The sequence below is a fragment of the Corynebacterium silvaticum genome, assembly GCF_002162115.2.
Lineage (GTDB): Bacteria > Actinomycetota > Actinomycetes > Mycobacteriales > Mycobacteriaceae > Corynebacterium > Corynebacterium silvaticum.
In genome coordinates, this window is the sequence record NZ_CP021417.2 from 2,302,788 (window position 1) to 2,319,619 (window position 16,832).

11 protein-coding genes are annotated in these 16,832 nt (G+C 54.9%); 2 read left to right on the forward strand and 9 right to left on the reverse strand.

Annotated elements, in window-relative coordinates:
- Positions 1-75: 75 nt before the first annotated feature.
- From CBE74_RS23390 to CBE74_RS23405, 4 genes are read right to left on the reverse strand one after another with little or no spacing between them, the layout of a single operon-like run.
- Complete coding sequence (locus CBE74_RS23390) at positions 76-438, reverse strand: LPXTG cell wall anchor domain-containing protein (RefSeq protein ID WP_225871166.1); 363 nt, start codon at positions 436-438, stop codon at positions 76-78.
- Entirely contained in the window at positions 368-5,626 is a 5,259-nt protein-coding gene (locus CBE74_RS23395; RefSeq protein ID WP_225871167.1) for a DUF5979 domain-containing protein, read from the reverse strand. The genes CBE74_RS23390 and CBE74_RS23395 overlap by 71 nt, the downstream gene beginning before the upstream one ends.
- Positions 5,627-5,628: 2 nt before the next feature.
- Positions 5,629-6,396 (reverse strand): isopeptide-forming domain-containing protein, encoded by a 768-nt coding sequence (locus tag CBE74_RS23400; RefSeq protein WP_087454642.1) that lies wholly within the window; start codon positions 6,394-6,396, stop codon positions 5,629-5,631.
- Between the two features lie 4 nt (positions 6,397-6,400).
- Positions 6,401-7,267: a class C sortase gene (locus tag CBE74_RS23405; protein WP_216605391.1), complete on the reverse strand. Its 867-nt coding sequence runs from the start codon at positions 7,265-7,267 to the stop codon at positions 6,401-6,403.
- A 355-nt stretch (positions 7,268-7,622) separates the two neighbouring features.
- Here CBE74_RS23405 and CBE74_RS23410 point away from each other — a divergent pair, with 355 nt between their 5' ends.
- Entirely contained in the window at positions 7,623-8,984 is a 1,362-nt protein-coding gene (locus CBE74_RS23410) for an AI-2E family transporter (protein WP_087454644.1), read from the forward strand.
- Positions 8,985-9,034: 50 nt separating this feature from the next.
- On the opposite strand, the gene CBE74_RS23415 is transcribed toward CBE74_RS23410, so the two are convergent.
- From CBE74_RS23415 to CBE74_RS23435, 5 genes are all read right to left on the reverse strand, one after another.
- On the reverse strand, positions 9,035-9,700 hold the full coding sequence (locus CBE74_RS23415) for an ABC transporter ATP-binding protein (RefSeq protein WP_087454645.1): 666 nt from the start codon (positions 9,698-9,700) through the stop codon (positions 9,035-9,037).
- Positions 9,693-11,369 (reverse strand): ATP-binding cassette domain-containing protein, encoded by a 1,677-nt coding sequence (locus CBE74_RS23420; RefSeq protein WP_087454646.1) that lies wholly within the window; start codon positions 11,367-11,369, stop codon positions 9,693-9,695. The genes CBE74_RS23415 and CBE74_RS23420 overlap by 8 nt, the downstream gene beginning before the upstream one ends.
- Positions 11,362-12,312, reverse strand: coding sequence for an ABC transporter permease (locus CBE74_RS23425; protein WP_166741063.1), 951 nt, complete (start codon positions 12,310-12,312; stop codon positions 11,362-11,364). The genes CBE74_RS23420 and CBE74_RS23425 overlap by 8 nt, the downstream gene beginning before the upstream one ends.
- 125 nt (positions 12,313-12,437) lie before the next feature.
- Positions 12,438-14,078, reverse strand: a complete 1,641-nt coding sequence (locus tag CBE74_RS23430) for an ABC transporter substrate-binding protein (protein ID WP_087454648.1) — start codon at positions 14,076-14,078, stop codon at positions 12,438-12,440.
- A 361-nt stretch (positions 14,079-14,439) separates the two neighbouring features.
- Positions 14,440-16,044 (reverse strand): inorganic phosphate transporter, encoded by a 1,605-nt coding sequence (locus CBE74_RS23435; RefSeq protein WP_087454649.1) that lies wholly within the window; start codon positions 16,042-16,044, stop codon positions 14,440-14,442.
- Between the two features lie 238 nt (positions 16,045-16,282).
- Between CBE74_RS23435 and CBE74_RS23440 the strand changes: the two genes are divergently transcribed.
- Positions 16,283-16,783: an oxidoreductase gene (locus tag CBE74_RS23440; protein WP_087454650.1), complete on the forward strand. Its 501-nt coding sequence runs from the start codon at positions 16,283-16,285 to the stop codon at positions 16,781-16,783.
- Positions 16,784-16,832 lie beyond the last annotated feature (49 nt).

Below are 16,832 nucleotides of genomic sequence, written 5' to 3' on the forward strand. Positions count from 1 at the left end.
CCACGAAAAGCCCGCGGCGAGCGCCTTCTCCTACAAAGCACTCACCACGGGCCGCTCTCAATGCGCTAGCTCAAGCTATTCGTTGCGACGTCGCCAAGCATAAATACCGCCGGCGAGAAGCAGAAGAACAACCGGAATGATCGTAAAGAGCTTGCGACCGCCACGACCAGTCAGCGGCAACTCACCCGTTTTCACGTTGGCCACCTGAATCACCCACGCGCTCGTCTGATCACTGTCATCCTTACGGCTCACACTGATCAGACCCGAGTCGCTGGCCTGTGGATCAAGAGTAAACCGCAGATCGCCCGCCTGATCTCCCGTGGGTACCACGTTGAAGCGCCAGGCCTGCGGAAGCAGCTGCGAATCCTCACCAGGAGTAGTCTCTACGAGGTAATAGCTGCCAGGGGCAAGAGAGAGGACGCTGTGCCTCGGGGACAATGTCAGTGAACAACGGCTCGCCGGTAGGATGGTCGCCTTCCGCACGGAAAATCGAGAACCTCGACCCATTCAGCGGAGCTCCCTGCGCGTCCACCTTTTCAATGAAAATCGAACCCTCGGTGCGATACAGGCTGTTGATATAGATAATGTCTCCACCCTGTTGCTCATTGAGCTCAACTTCTTTACCAGAACTAATCGGCGTGCGCTTCGCCTTAGCGATCTGCTCCTCAAGAGACTCAGGTGCTTGCTCCGTCGGAGTAGCCTCAAACAACTGGGTGGTGCTCTGCTCCAGGCGCAGTCCCTTGCTGGCCAACAAAGCCTGTTGCTCTTCGGTCAACTGCTCCGAGATCCAGCAGCGCGTACCAATAGGGACACCTGGGGCAACCCAACTCTGGCCATGCCGAATATCAAAGGTTCCACGGACAGTCTGCGAACCAGTAGGCGACGAGGCCCCGGCGCGGAAGGCTTCCGGCACCGGCTGCGTGGGCAGCAGCGGCAGATCACAGCGATAGGTGAAGCGGAATTGAGGGTTCTCACCCAAGACGTCTTGCGGTCCCTCAAGGTGCTTCTGCACCGCAAAGACCATGGTGTCCATCCAATAGCTATTTTCAAACACCACGTCTGTGACGTTATCCGTTTGCAGATCCACCGGCTTGATAGTGATCGACTCCGGCTTGTCCAAGAAGACCTGCCCGTTTCGGGATGCATAGGCACGATGCACCGACTGCACACTATCCGCGAACTCGGCGGGAACCTTGTCAGAGGTGTCCTCTGTAAGTTCACACTCCACGGAGACCGGAAGTTGTTTGCCGTCTGTGCCCAGGATCTCTACCGGTTTTCCGTCAGCCGGAACCCTGAGGGAGCCTTGATGTATCTGCTTTGTCAGCGGATCCTCACACCGCCAGGACACACCAAAGGTCTCTTTGTTGGTGAGGTACTGGTTAACGTTGCCCTCCTGGTTGCCCACGTACTTTGTGGCCACGCGCAGCTGCGCACGCTTGCGCGCGTAGTCATTGACCACCGTCACATTTTGGGTGGAATCGGGTTCGCCGGCGATCTTGAACGTACCGGTGGCCCCGGCTTTGTCCGTAAGAGGGGACTCCAGCGTTGCGCCGTCAAAGGAAACATTCACGTCTGCGTCATAGCGGTTGATCTGTTCCTCGGTAATCAGGCAGGTCCATCCCACCGGAACCTCCACAGCCGATTGCTCCGGCGCATTTGGCGTAGTAAACAGCCCGTTTCCGGCTCCTCGGATAGTTCGCTGTGCCGTGATTGTGCGCTCGCCACGCGGATCTTTGCAGGCCAGGTTAAACACAAAGTCCTCGTCGGAGGCCAAACTTGGCCCGTCTCCCGTGAGCTGCTTAGTCAACTGCACTTTAAGCCGGTCTGCGGTATAGGAATTCCACAGAACAAGCGTTCCTTGGAAGTTCGGATCTGTGGCGCTGGCGTTCTCAGACTCGCGGATCTTCATCACCGCGGAGTCCTGTCCTTGGGTATTCTCGCAGTTTTCCGCCAAGGTGCACGAGGTCTCGGTTCCGTTGCCGTCTTGGTCTGCGGTCACCGCCCAGGTTAGAGCTAGCTTGTGGTTAGCCAGCTGCGCGGTGTCCAGGTTCTCCGATACCCGGCACTCGGTGCCGACGGGGAGGTTATCTATCTTGTGTTCGCCTCCCAGCTCAAAGCGGGCGATGTTCATGGTTCCCGTGCGGATCACCTGACCGTGATAGGTACAGGTGTAGGAGAGATCGAATTTCCGATCTTTACTGACCACGTTGATGCCGTCTCCGCCTACCTTTTTGCGCAGGTTGAAACTTCCGGTCTTGACCTTGTAGTTATTGGTCACGGTGCCTGTGGTGCTACCTGCGACGTTATCCACAACGATGGTGTCCGTCTTTGCGCCATCCATGCGCCCGGCCCCCTCAATACTGAGGGTAGGACCTTCCAATCCGTCAATCTCTACCGTGTTCTCGGTAAAAGTACATGAGGCATTCACGGGGACTTCCGCTTCTATGGGTTCTCCCCTGCCCACTTGCGCCGTGCTTTGAAGCAGCTCCTTGCCACCGCGACTACAGGTGTAGGTGAATTGGAACTTAGTATCCGCAAAAAGCCCCTGAATGATGTCCTCGGGAACGGGCTGACCATTGCCTTGATACGTCGCGCTGACCTTCTTATTCAGGGTCAACTTTGCCATGGCGGGCTTGTACTCATTGCGGACATCGATAGTGGCTGCTTGCCCCACCTCCGGCATAGTAAACGTCATTACTTTGCCGGTCACGCTCTTCTCGACGCCCTCCATGGACGTCGTCTCAACGACCTCTTGCGAGTGCTGCATGTTGTTCTCCGTCAACGTACATTCAGCGCCGACTTTGATCCCGCTGATCACTTCTTCTGCCTCGGCGCCGAGGGAGAAGTTCTTGGTGGTGCCATCAGTACACGTCAGCCCAAAGCTAAAGGTCTTGGGGACGTAGTTGTCTAGATCGTCCACTCCCTCCTTCAGCACAGCGACCTTCTTGGATACGGTGAGATCACCGTTCCGGGTAGAAAATACGTTCTTGATGTCTACCGACGTTCCCGCTTGCGACTCCACAGCGGCCACGTTGGTGCTAAATTTCTTATCCAGTTCCACACCGTCTGGGACGTCATAATCCTCCGTGAGGGAACATTGCGTTCCCACGGGGAAGGTCCCCAGGGTTTTCGTTTCTCCATCAGCCAACGTGACTTCGACAGAACGCGGGGAGTCCTCAGCAGGGACAACGCACTGCGCTTTGACGGTGAAGGAAGCAAGCATAAGCTCCGCGCGCTTTGTTACGTCCAACACCTCTGTCGCATCGACGGATTTTTTAATCGTGATGGGTCCTTGGTCCCTCACAAACTCGTTGGTCATCAACGCCTTACGCGGCGTTTGGCTAGCCGGCCCGACCACAACATTCGTATCAGCGGCCTTGTTCACCGTCGCGTTTTCCACCGCAACGTCGCGCTCGCTCACGGTGCAGGTAGAGGCTACCGGCGCGCCGTCGATACGCACAGCCTGACCGCCCACGATCTTGATGCCCTCTTTTCGGAAGACTTCCACACCTTCCCTACGGCAGACCGCGTCAAAGATGAACTCGCGTTCGCGCCCCAGTTCAGCGTCTTTTCCGCTTACTTTCTTCTCGATGAGGATCGCGCCAAGCTTTGGCTCGTAGTTATTGACAGCTTTGGTCTGCGGATCAACAGCGGTATCGGGGTTCAGCCAGAAGTAGTTGCCCTGGCAATTCTTCAGGTCAGAGGTGCCGTCTCCTGCATTGACGCAGACATTTGATTGCCAAGAAGGCTTGAGGTCATACCCCTCAATGGCGATGGGGTTCGTCGAGGTGCCTTCCTCGATGAAGGCACACTCGGTGCCAACGGGCAGCGGACCAATAGTGGCCTCGCCGTCGAGCGGGATAGTGGTCACGCCATTTGCCACGTACAACGGCTGTGCGCTGCCACCGGTTTCTGGGCGTTGATCACGATCAGGAATATAACGGCATGTGTATTTCACCGGATAGTTCTTTGGCAGCAGCGAAGCCGGGATCTTCTCACGATTAACTATCTGCTTAGAGAGCTTGAACGTCCGTGTGACCGGCTCGTACGTATTTGTGGCTACCGCCGAAACCCGGCCGTTGTCGTCGTAAGCTTTCTTTCCCACAACGAATTCAACCTTGCGGTCGTTTGCGCTTGTCGACGCCACGTTATCGGTCGCCCACGTCGTCTTTAACGTATACAGCCTCTCATCGACCTGCGGCTGTGCTTCTTCCACCACGCACTTAGTGCCAAGTGGCAGGTTACCAATTTGCCGGCGGTCGCCAGAGAACAGGCCTTTCTCCTCTTTCTTTGCCACTTCCTTGCCCTGATACGTACAGGTGTAGCTGAGGTCGAAGGTCCGCCCGTTGACCGTGGGCGACAACACCGAATTAGGAGTGACCACGTCCTTACCTATCTCCACCGGCACCTTGGGCACGTTGGAGAAGGTACAGGAGATGATTTTCGCCGGGTCGAGGGTTAGTTCCACACCATTTGTGATGGCAGACGTTTGTACTTTCTGAGGTTGGCCGCCTGCTTGGAAGGCTTGGCAGGTGACGGCCTTGTCGCCTTCTGTAAGTAACTGGAATTTTTCCTGTTGCTTCTCAATGACCTTTACCTTTGGGTTACCGTGACTGAAATCTGACACGGCAACAGCAGCCACGCCCCTGGCGTTGGTAACAAGGTCTTTCTTCTCCGCGGATCCGCTTTCTAAATCAAAATGCCAATCCGCTCCTGGTTCGATGAACATGCCATCCCCGTCCACAATTTCTTTGTTCACCAAAAGACATCCGGTGACAAAATTCTTTTGAAGCTCAGATGGAAGAGTCGCGTAATCAGGAGAGATGATCACTTTGTTAGGATCTGGTGCGATCATCTTCAGCATCTGTTGCGAGGTGTAGTACCCAACAACTTCCCAATATGTTGCATACCCATCGTAGTAACGCGGAGCACGAATCTCTTGCGGAGTCTGATCCTGAATAGCAGCGCCCACTCCAATGGGAATGAACTGCGTTTTATTCTTTATAAACCTCTCTTTTTGTTTTACCGCGTTGTCGATTTCTGAAACCTCAGTGGTGTTGCCCTGATAGTTCTTACCGTTGCTATCAAAAGTTGGCTTTCCGTCGGTGATGAAGTAAACGGTGTCGTAATGAGTACCAGCTTCAATGTCGTCTGCGACCTGCTTCATGCCCTGTTCCCAGTTGGTGGCGCCAAACGTGTTACCGGGAAGGAAAAGTGAGTCGATCCGTTCTCTAAATTTCTTCACCTGCTCGGGATCGCGCAAGGACATCGACTTCAGGTTCTGATTGCCCTCACCATAGGCAGGAGCTGCGGTGGCAAAGGTATAGAGGCTAAACGTGTACGGTGCCCCTTCCAGGGACTTCACCATTTCCCGCAGCGTCTTCTTCTGATTCTCAAGGTCTGCTGGGCTCAAAGAGTTGGAAAGGTCCACGACAAAAGCAACAGAGGCCCCGCACTTATTAAGGTCCAGATCGGGCTGGGGTTGCACCGGTGCTGGCTGAGCTTGCGCCGTAGGCTCCGAGCTCAGCGGAAAGGTCAGGGCTGCAACCGTGATCGCTAATACGGCTGCGGCTGCCAGCATGTGGCGAGTCAACCACCGGAGCTGGTTTTTCACGCTAACGATCATGATTACTCATCGTCTCCTCGGTTGTTCTTCTTATTCCACATCACGGCACCAAATCCCAGGGCGGCTAGGATAAGGCCCACGAGTGCAACACCTAGGACTGATGCACCCGTCCTCGCCAGAAATGAGCCTTTTGGCTTTTGTTTCTCCTGTTTGTCCGGCTGCGGGTTTGGTGTAGACGGAGTAGGAGTAGCTGGCTGCGGCGTCTTCGGAGGAAGCGGCGGAAGTGTTGAGTCCCACCACGGCACCGTCGGATCGCTAGGTTCTTTGTGTTTGGGTTTGGGATGAACCAGGAGATCGTAGTTCCATGCGCCGGTCTCGGCTGAGGATGGCAGTGGAACAATAAAAGGCTCAAACCCTCGGTCGGACCCTGCGACGGGTTGGACCTTATATAAGCCGATGGGCAGGGCGTCGAATCGCACTCGGCCCGCGTTATCGGTCTTCGCCTGCCACGACTGAGACTCCGGCTGCTGGAGAGCCTCTACGACGGACAGCTTGGATGCTGCCAGCCAACCTTCTTGAGTGGTCAGGTCGATTCCGCTTATACGAGCAATACGCACGGGTATGCCGGATAGCGTGCCACTCGCGGCCGGAGAATTTTTAAATTCAATGCTCAGGCTTGCGCTACGACCCGGATCGATGGTTGCTGCTTGGACAGAGTCCACAGACACGGCGGGGCGAGCAAAAGCTATCGGCGAGGGGCATACGATTGCTATGCCCATCGCAGCAACCACGGCCAGCCGTATGCGCACCAGTTTATTTTGTTTCACCATTAGCTTAAGCTTTCTCGTTTTCTTTATTTCCAGATCGTCTGCGCAGGTAAATCCCTACAACCACAGCCAGGATCGCCAGCGCGGCAAGGATTCTCCACAGCATCCAGGTTTCCCATCTGCTAGCCGTCTGCGGCAGGCTGTGTTCCTCTGTCTCCACGCGTTCCGCGTGCACAAGTAACCGATGGGTGTTAATCGCGTAGGGGGTGCACGTAATCAGGGTGAGGAGATCTTTTTCGTTTTGTGCTCTTAAACTCTCTATCTCCTGCGGAAGCACAACTTCTGTGTTGGTCACTTTGTAGGTGAGGACTTTGCCCACGGTGTCCACGTACACCATGTCCCCCACCTGCACTTTTTCCAGGTGATCAAACATCGTGGCTTCTGCCAGCCCTGAGTGTCCTGTGATCACCGCATGGGTGTTGGGGCCGCCCACAGGCAACGATGATCCGTAGATATGCCCCAACCCCTTGTCCAGAATTTCATCGTCTGTCCCGTGAAAGACCGGAAGAGTGGTTGCGATTGAGGGAATAGAAACCACCGACATAACTGCGTCGTCTGTGCCCGGCGCGTTGAGCTGAGCTAGATACTCGCGATACAACCCGCTGTCTTTAGAGACTCGGGACAGCCACGGGTCCAATATCGGAATATGGGCTAGGCGTTCGTTATAACTCTGATCTTGGGCAATCCAGCGTTCCCTATCCGCATCAGACATGTCTTTATGCGAATCGACATATTTTTGAGCCTCCCGTGCATGGAATGCGTTGTATATGTACGCTGCGGCTACTGGGTAGAGGAGAGTGATCACACCTACGATCACCAGGACTAGAGAAATCATGACAGGTTTGTTTGACGTTCTGCTTAGGCTTGCCCTCATAGAAGGCACCTTCTTCCTCACTTGTTTTGATTGTCACGCCCACAGCCCCACAATCAATCTCTATGAGCTTCAAACATGTTCTGTAGTCTTTAAGGTCATGAGCAGAAGAGGAACTGTTGTATGTTTCACAAGTCCTGAGACTTATAACAGTGGTATGCTACTTCTTTTAATTAAAATTATTTATAATAAATACTTTTAATTAGCTAAACCCTTATCTATGTGGTGAGCATTCGGGTAATATTCATAAGGTTTACCCACCTCCGACTCCCCCTATAAAGAGGCATCCTTCACCTCAGGATTTAATTTTCGCTCCAATGATTCTTAAATCTCCACAGCTGTGGCATTCTTATTTCTGATGGATACGCATAAGAACCCCCACTCCCCGACCCCTGGTACCACATCAGATCGAGACATCTCCGATCTTTTAAACTCCGCAGTCGAGGAATCAGAACCGCTCATTGTCCCCGCTAACGAGGCACCTCGCAAAGACCGCGCGATCATCCTTGGCGCCGACGCACGATGGGCTTCCGGCTGGGCGCTTCGCTTTATTATCGTGGTCATCGCCAGCGTTATGGCATGGCGCGGACTAGCCACCGTATGGCAAGGCGTCCTCCCCGTCATCCTGGCGCTCTTATTGTGCACTGTCCTCTGGCCGCCAGTGAGATGGCTGCGGGCGAGGAAAGTTCCGCCAGCGGCCGCTGTCATTATTGTTGCTATCGGATTCTTTGGCTCTATTGGCGGTATCTTTGCCGCAATGGCGCCAAGCGTAAGTTCTCAGTCGAAAGACCTCGTCGATCGCGCTACCGAAGGCATTAACCGCGCGCTGCAGTGGGCAGAGCACGGCCCGCTCAACCTGGATACGTCGAAAGTCGATGGCTACATCCAAAAACTAACGCAGGCGCTCCAAGAGCACTCGCGCAATATCGCCAACGGCGTGTTCTCTGGACTTACCACGGCATCATCGATTCTTATCACGATTATCCTGATGCTCATTCTGTCCTTCTTCTTTCTCAAGGACGGCACGCGATTTCTGCCTATGGTGCGCAGGGTCACCGGCCCTAACGTGGGCTGGCACCTCACCGAGGTACTGACTCGTATTTGGAACGCCCTGGCAGGATTCATCAGGGCGCAGGCCATCGTCTCCTTGGTCGATGCCGTCCTCATCGGAATCGGCTTGCTCATCCTCAAGGTTCCGCTTGCCTTGGTCCTGGCAGTGCTGACCTTCTTTGGTGGTTTTATCCCTATCGTGGGTGCTTTCACCGCAGGCGCGCTTGCTGTGGTGATCGCGTTGGTCAGCAACGGTGTTTCTAACGCTATCTTCGCTTTCATCCTGATCATTGCCGTCCAGCAAATTGAAGGTCACATCTTGCAGCCGGTGCTCCAGTCTCGCGCCATGAACCTGCACGCCGCAGTGGTCTTGCTCGCTGTGACTATCGGCTCTGCCCTCTTCAGCGTGGTGGGCGCGTTCCTGGCAGTACCGGTAGCAGCTGCTTTGGCAGTGCTCATCCGTTACCACTCCGAGCTCGTCGCGCTACGAGCAGGTGAAATAACGCTTGACGAGATCGAGCTGGCTACCGCCGAAGAAGCCAGCCCACCGATCAATGGCGAACAGGCTTGGGGCAACCTCAAGGAACAGCTAACCAAGCTAAGTTTGAGAAAAACATCGAATGTGGTGATTAAGAAGGAAGAAGCTCCTTCGCACCCCACAGACGACTAAAAAACTACAAAAAGTGTGGCCCTGGTTCTTCGCCAGGGCCACACTTTTCTTTACTTGGACTTCAAGTGATCCATCTCAAGCACGGTATCCACGCATGCCGCGAGGAGGCGGTGATCATGGGATATGAGCAGAACTCCCACTCCGTTATCAGCTTGTCGACGCAACAAGGACACCACGGCAGCGGTAGCTAGTGGGTCCAGCATGGACGTCGGCTCGTCGCAGATAAGGAATCGCGGTGCCTGCGCTAACGCGCGAGCGATACAGGCACGCTGTAGCTGACCATCACTGACTTGATGGGGCAGCCGGTCTAGCAGCATGGCGTCGACAAGCGCCTCATCAGCGCATTCGTTCACGCGCGCGGCGATGGCATCGTCGTCAAGCTTGCCTGCGATGCGCAATGGTTCCGCGATGATGTCTCTCAGCTTCCACCGGGGAGAACACGCATCCCGAGGCGACTGATTGATGGTGGCGATGTCCGGATTACGGTGGCCTCGTTGTGTAGAAACCTCCTGAGAATCGATGAGGACCTTGCCCAGGGTAGGGGCCATTTTCCCGGCGAGCAGTCGAGCCAGTGTTGTCTTGCCGGAGCCGGAAAGACCCACCAAACCAATCATCTGGCCTGGGATGATCTCAATGCTGAGGTTCTCTAGAACAGGTGCGTTCTTAGTAAATTCAACGGTCACCGCAGATGCGCGAAGGTTCTGTGTGTTATCCACGCTCAAGTCCTTCCGTAACTTTTAATCCGCCACTAGGCAGCGCTGCCAACAATGCGCGCGTGTACGCATGATCTGGCGTGTGCAACACCTTGTGGGCAGGACCGGTTTCCATGATCTCGCCGTCCCGCATCACGGATACGGTGTCGCAGATCTCGGATTCTCGCAGGTCCTCAATATCGTGGCTGATCACCAAAATTCCTACGCCCTTAGAATCTGCGATCTCTTTGAACAGGGCCAAAATATCGGAGGTGAGCTGTGGGTCTAATGCACTGGTCGGCTCGTCGGCAATCAAATACGTCGGGTTGCCGGCCAACGCTGCTGCGATAGCCGCTCGCTGCGCCATGCCGCCAGAAAGCTGATGCGGGAAGAACTCCGAGGTCTCCTCCGGAAGATGGACGGTGTGCAACAAATCAGACACGGTGTAGGTGCCCTGGTGCCGGTCAATAATCTCTTGCAGCTGGGTGCCCAACCTGCGCACAGGTGTGAAAGACTGCGCTGCAGATTGCGGAACAAAACCAACGACGGTGCCCCGGATCTTAGAGAAGTCTTTCTCTCCCCACGCCAGCGGTTTCCCGGCGACGCTCACGCACCCTACGAGCTTGGAATACTGTGGAGCAATTCCCACGATCGACTTACCCAAGGTGGTCTTGCCCGAACCTGAGGCACCAATCAAACCGTGGACGGAACCGGGTTCCACATGCAGCGACGCATCTTTGAGAATCCGCTGCTGGGTGTCATTTTTTCCGTGCACGACAACGCTCACATTGTGAACTTCCATACCCGTGCTCGGGGACACCACGTCGGTCTCTATCTGTTCCTCGGCTTCAGTGACATCAATATCGGTGACCACCTCAGGAACTTTCCGCGCCAGCGACACGGTAGAAAGCGTGGTGGTGAGCAATACGGCTGCAGGGAATACCAGCGCCCACCATGCGCCCCGCATGATGTCCTCGCGAGCGAGGTCCATAAGGGTGCCTAACGACGGCTCATCTGCCTGGATACCCAATCCCAAGAATGACAGCGCAGACTCATGCCACACAGCATGGGGCATCAGCATGATCATGGCTACCACGGTCTGACCAGCGGCTGCAGGAGCTAGGTGCTTGATAAGCACCCATTTAAAGGGGCCACCGGCGGCATAAGACGCATCCACATAATCCGAGGTGCGCACGGCAAGCACAGAAGAACGAACAATGCGGGCAACCGGCGACCAGTGTGTCAACGCGATGGACAGCACAATCGCAACAAGCGAGCCTCGGAACAGCGCAACGATAACCACGGAAAGAATCAGGTGCGGGATGGAGTTCACTGCATCGTTAAGACGCATGATGATGCGGTCTGTGCGTCCACCCACTGCGGCGGCAATCAATCCGACGATCACTCCAAGCGCCGTTGCCACGAGCGCAGACAAAGAACCAATGACAAGCGAGACCCGCAAGCTCTCCGCTGTGCGGACAAAGAGGTCAAAGCCAAAGTGGTCAGTGCCAAAAGGATTAGTGGAGCTCGGGGGATGAAGAGCCCGAGAGAAACTGGGGTTTCCAGCATCAAAAAAGACTGGGACTAGCAACCCGTACAGCACAACTCCGATAAAGACGGAAATGCTGATGCGATGATACTTAGCCCATTTCTGTACGTGCATTGCCACGGGAGATTTAGTTTGTTTAAACATCGCTCACCCTCGGATCAATAATCATGTAAGAAACGTCGCTGGCCAGCGAACCTAGCATCACGACGACCGTAGTGGCAGCGGTAGTGAAAGCCAACAACGGGAAGTCCACCGCAATCGCAGATTCCACGGTCGCTTGAGCCAGTCCTGGCCACGAGAACACGGTCTCTACAATCACAGCGCCCACAACGAGCTCGCCCAAACGCGCGCCAATCAACGTAATCAATGGCATCAGCGACAGCGGAAGCACGTGGCGCACGAGGATGGTTTTTTCACTCAATCCGCGTAGCCGCGCATTAGCCACCGCCGGGGATTGCGAGGCCTCAAGCGTGGACTGCTGCATAGTCAGCAAAGGCCAGGACAACTGGGAGACCGCCAGCACTATAGCGGGCGCAACCAGGTACGGCCCCACCGTCAGCAGTGATGGAACGTCGCCAACACGCGAAGCCCCACCCACCGGAATGACGTGCAAATACACACCAAAAAAGAGGACGGCACCGAGTGCATAAACGTACGACGGAGTGGCCGCTACAAAAACGCCGATTGCGTTAACAGAACGGTCTACCAAGCCTCCGGGGCGACGAGCAGCCCATACGCCCAAGATCGCGGCGATTACGAGCATGAGGAACAAACCGACCGAGGACAGCACGATCGTCCACGGGAGTCGCTCCCAAATCACATCCGCGACCGACTTATTGTAAACGCGTGACCAGCCAAGATCACCTCGCAGCACGTCGACCCACCATTGCAGCCACTGCTGCCACCAAGGCCTATCCACGCCCAACGACGCTGCGATTCGAGCGCGCTCATCATCGGTGTAATCGCCGTATTCGGCACCGAGATAATGAGCAAGGGGATCAAACGGCGACAACGCCGCCAAAGCAAACATAATGAACGTCACTACGACCGTAGTACATGCGATAACAAGCAGGCGCAGCCCCACCATCACACCTATACCGTCGAGGTTGTCTCTTCTTCCAGGCAACAACACTGAAAAAGATCCTTCCGTAGAGAATGCGTATAGCTCCAGTGCCAAAACGCACGGAGCTATACGTCAAAAGATGGGGTGGCTTACTTGGTCCACTCGGCAACACGCCACCATGGTCCCCAGGTGACACCATGAATGTGAGGCTCAAGTAGGTTCTCTGGCTTCTTCCACTCGTTGTGCTTGCTTGCATACACATGCTCAAGGTTGAGCAGGCACAGAGCTGACGGATCATCCATGTACATTGCCTGGGCCTTCTGCCACAGCTTGTTGCGCTTAGCGGTGTCTACCTCGCTGCGGGCTTCGTCGAGAAGCTTATTCAGCTCCTCAGATCCGTAGTCGCCGGGGTTAGCCCACTTGCTGGTAGAAGGTGTACGGGTGTGCAGGTACTCGTACGCCATGATGGTGACGTCATAAGGAGCCGAACCGCCGCCCAGCACTGCTGCTGCTTTGCCCAAAACAGGTCCGATTTCATCCCAGGTTCCAGCCTTGGTCTCAAAATCCAGACCAAGCTTCTTCATCTGGGAAGCAAACTCAATAGCGATGTCGCGACGCGTGGTATCGCTAGATGCGTAGTAGAGGGTGACGTGGAAGGGCTTGCCGTCCTTCTCGCGCATACCTGCGGCGTTCTTCTTCCAGCCGGCTTCGTCGAGAAGCTTCTCTGCCTTAGCTACGTCGTAGCCGAAAGTCTTCGACGAGTCGTGTGCGTCACCGTACAGCGGGGAGATCAGGGTCTCCAGGGTTGTGCCGTAGCCACCCAGTGGCCCGTCCACGAATGCCTGACGATCCACAGCAAAGTTGAGAGCCTGGCGCACCTTAGGATCTTGCAGCTCAGGAACCTTGGGGAAGGAAATTCCGCGCCAGTCAGCCGTCTTGGTAGAGACAACGTCAATGCCGTCTTTGCCCTTCACAGACTTGACCTGTGCCGGAGGAATGGCAGCGCCGTCGACTTCCCCGGCAGCAACGCGCTGTGCACGCGCCGTGTCGTCAGAAGCAGTGGTCACAACGATCTCTTTAACCTGAGGAGCCCCAGCCCAGTAATCCTCATTAGCCTTAAATACAACCTCGTCGCCACGGTTTTCCACCAGCTTATAAGCGCCGGTGCCCACGGGCTTAGTATTCAGCTCCGCCTTGGTGATAGGCCCGTCCGCCTTCAACTTCTCAGAAGGAGCGATGGCGTAGAGCAGCCGTGAATTCATCTCCGCGAGTGGGTGGTTCAACTTGAACACCACGGTGTGCGGATCCTTGACCTCTACCTCTTTGATGACCTCATAGCGAGCAACGATCTGCGAACCTGCATCAATGTTGCGGGCCATGTCGTAGGAGGCCTTCACGTCTTGAGCATCAAAGTCCGAGCCATCGCTGAACTTCACGCCCTCGCGCAGCTTGACCGTCCACTCAGTGGCATCCGCGTTGTGCTCAGGCATTGCAGAAGCCAAAGCAGGAACAAAGTTCGGGATTCGATCTGGACCTGCTGATTCTGGGCGCAGCAAGCCGTCATATACCGGGCTCACACCTGTTTGACCATAGCCTGTCGCAGGATGGAAACCATCGCCTGCTTCCCGGTCAGCTAGCACAATGCGAGACGGGTACCCTTCCTCGCCGCTCGCTTCTTTGTGGCTAGGGTCGCCGCAAGCAACAAGAACGCTTCCAGCAAGGGCCATGGACAAGAGTGCTGCTCCACTGCGCTTAGAGCACAGCGCAAGGAACGAGGGGGAACGTCGCATAGAAAGATCTTTCCTAAGAATGAAGGGTTAGGTATTATTTAGAAAATAACTATCAAGAAGTCAATTGAATTTCAATATCAGAAACTTAGTCTTGGCATGCCTGAGCCTCGATATACAGCCTTACCACCAACTTTAGTTTTAGTGAGAAGAGACACAATGTGTTTTACATCCTACATATCTCACTCATTGCGTTGTCTACAGGCCAGTCGGAGCCTTTATTTTTACGCATGTTTCAGGGGCATACGATCAGCATTTACCCAATCCCAGCCTCGCGTCCACAAGCTTTCTTAACACAAAACTTAAAGCCCCGAAGCTGGTTGCTCCGAGGCTAGAGTTGATCAATGGTGGAAAGCTATCGTCACTATCCCCAAATAGCATTCAAAACAAGCACGGCCATACCGGATACAAAAGCCGCAGCCGGAAGCGTAATCACCCAGGCCATCGCGATGGGCTTCATCAGGCGCCAGTTGGCAGCTTTATTCACAATGCCGATACCCAGAATTGCGCCAATCAGGATGTGAGTAGAAGACACCGGAAGGCCCAGAACCGAGGAACCCATCACAACCGCAGCCGCAGCCAACTCAGCAGAGAACCCGGACGCCGGATGCATCTCCGTAAGCCCCGATCCCACCGTATGAATCACATAGCGCCCGATAAACCACAGGCCTGCGATCAACGCGACACCGCAGGTAACCATCAGTGCGGTAGGAACAGCAGCCTTGCCGTTAATACTGTCAGTCCGCAAGACATCTAGCACTGCAGAGAACGGGCCAATCGCATTCGCGATGTCATTAGAACCATGGGAAAAGGCGAATGCCGATGCCGTAAAGACCTGCATCCAGGAGAAGATGACAAACGTGGCCCGGGAGAGCTCTTGCTGCTTGAGAGTCCGAGAAAAAATCAGCACCGCCATCCACACAACGGCAGAGATCATTCCCAGGATCAGGACATTCCCCAGCGTACTGATGTGCAGGTTAAGGTTCTTTAGTCCCTTGAAGAGCATCATGGCGCCGATGAGGGCTGCGCCACCCGCGGCAAGCAAGGGAACCCAGTTTTCCAGGGCCTGATGGGTGTTGAGGTTATCGCGACGGTGATTAATGCGATAAAGATCGCGGTAGTACTCGGACTCTAGCTCGCTAGGGTCAAAATCGCGCTCCTGAATCAAAGCGGCGTCGCGCGTCATGGCATTGGTGTATGCGAGCTGTTGAATCTCATTCAAACGCTCGAAAGAGGCCTTGAAAGACTTGTGCAGCTCAATACGGTCGGTTTTAATTTGCCGCAATTGCTCGTCTGCATCCTGGTTATAAACCAGAATGTGCTTTTTAATAAAGCCGAAGAGAAGCCACGCAGCCAGCCCACCTAACACAGGTGAGAGAACCCACGACAATGCGATCTGGCCAATTTCACCCCATTGCACCATCTCCCAGCCGCCAAGGCTTTGGGTGAAGCCCAGCACAAGGGAGGCTCCGACGATACCGCCGATGATCGAGTGAGTCGTGGATACCGGCCAGCCCATGCGGGTAGCCGCCAGCAACCACACCGCAGCCCCCAAGAGGGAGGCCATCATAATGAAGGCAAAATGGTGCGGACTAAGGTCAATGGCATTAAGGTCAACGATCCCGGATTTCACCGTATCGGTAACCTCACCACCTGCAAGAACCGCACCAGAAACCTCAAAGATAGCCGCGATAACCAGGGCCTGTTTCATCGTGAGGGTTCCAGCACCCACCGAGGTGCCAAAGGAATTGGCTACGTCATTACCGCCGATATTGAAGGCCATGAAAACGCCGAACAAAATCGTGGTAATCAAAATGCCTTTGTTAGCGGTATCACCCACGTAGCCGAATGACCACAGGATGAAAACGATCAGCGTAATCGCTAAAAGTCCACCAAAAGTAAGGTGCCACCATCGATCTGAACCGGCATCCTCAGTGGATGGTGTGGTCAGCATAGTGCTGTCCGCCATTGTCGCTCTACTTTCTCGAGTCAGTCATTCCTCCGATAGCCAACATGATCAAGGTAAACAGAAAGTTAACCCCAGCAGCGTTTACCACGATAAACCTCCCCCGTTTCACACCTGAACACTCCCCAGACAGACAATCTGGTGTTAAAATTCAATACTAATCTGTCTATCTATGGTTTACCCAGGATAATGGCGGGTTTTTACGTCGTAAAGCACAGCACGAGCAGAAAGGTAACCAGCAATGTCCGCTACATTTCGCATCGCCGTCATCGGCGCTAACGCAACTGGTCTCTATGCCTCCGATCTGCTCCTGCAGTGTCCGCAAGCAATCCGGGTCGACCTTATTAACGATTCCCCCGTCCCCGCCGGGATCAGTCCTTTTGCGCAAACCCCACAGCAACCTCGCGGCTCAGGCGTGCGCTCTTCCATCCGCGTCATCGGGAATATCCACCCCGACGTCCTAGCGGAGACCCGTTTGGAGGACTATTACGATTCGGTCATTATCGCCGATTTTGCCGATGCCGTTGACGTCCGTCATGCAGTCTTAGAAGCGTTATCCTCACGCAGCGACTATGCACAGGAGAGGAAGCGACTAGGAAGAAAAGACTTGGTCGAGGCCCTCAAAGAACGTGGAATTGTGCACACCATCTGGGCCGATGCCTCATTGCTGCTCACCGGCCGCGACTTGGACGCATGGCAGCGTGCAGTCCATACTGCTCAAGGAGCCCCCGTCTGCTTCTGACTTAACTAATGCAAGCCACCGCTTGCTAGTTATCGGCCTGCGCCAACGA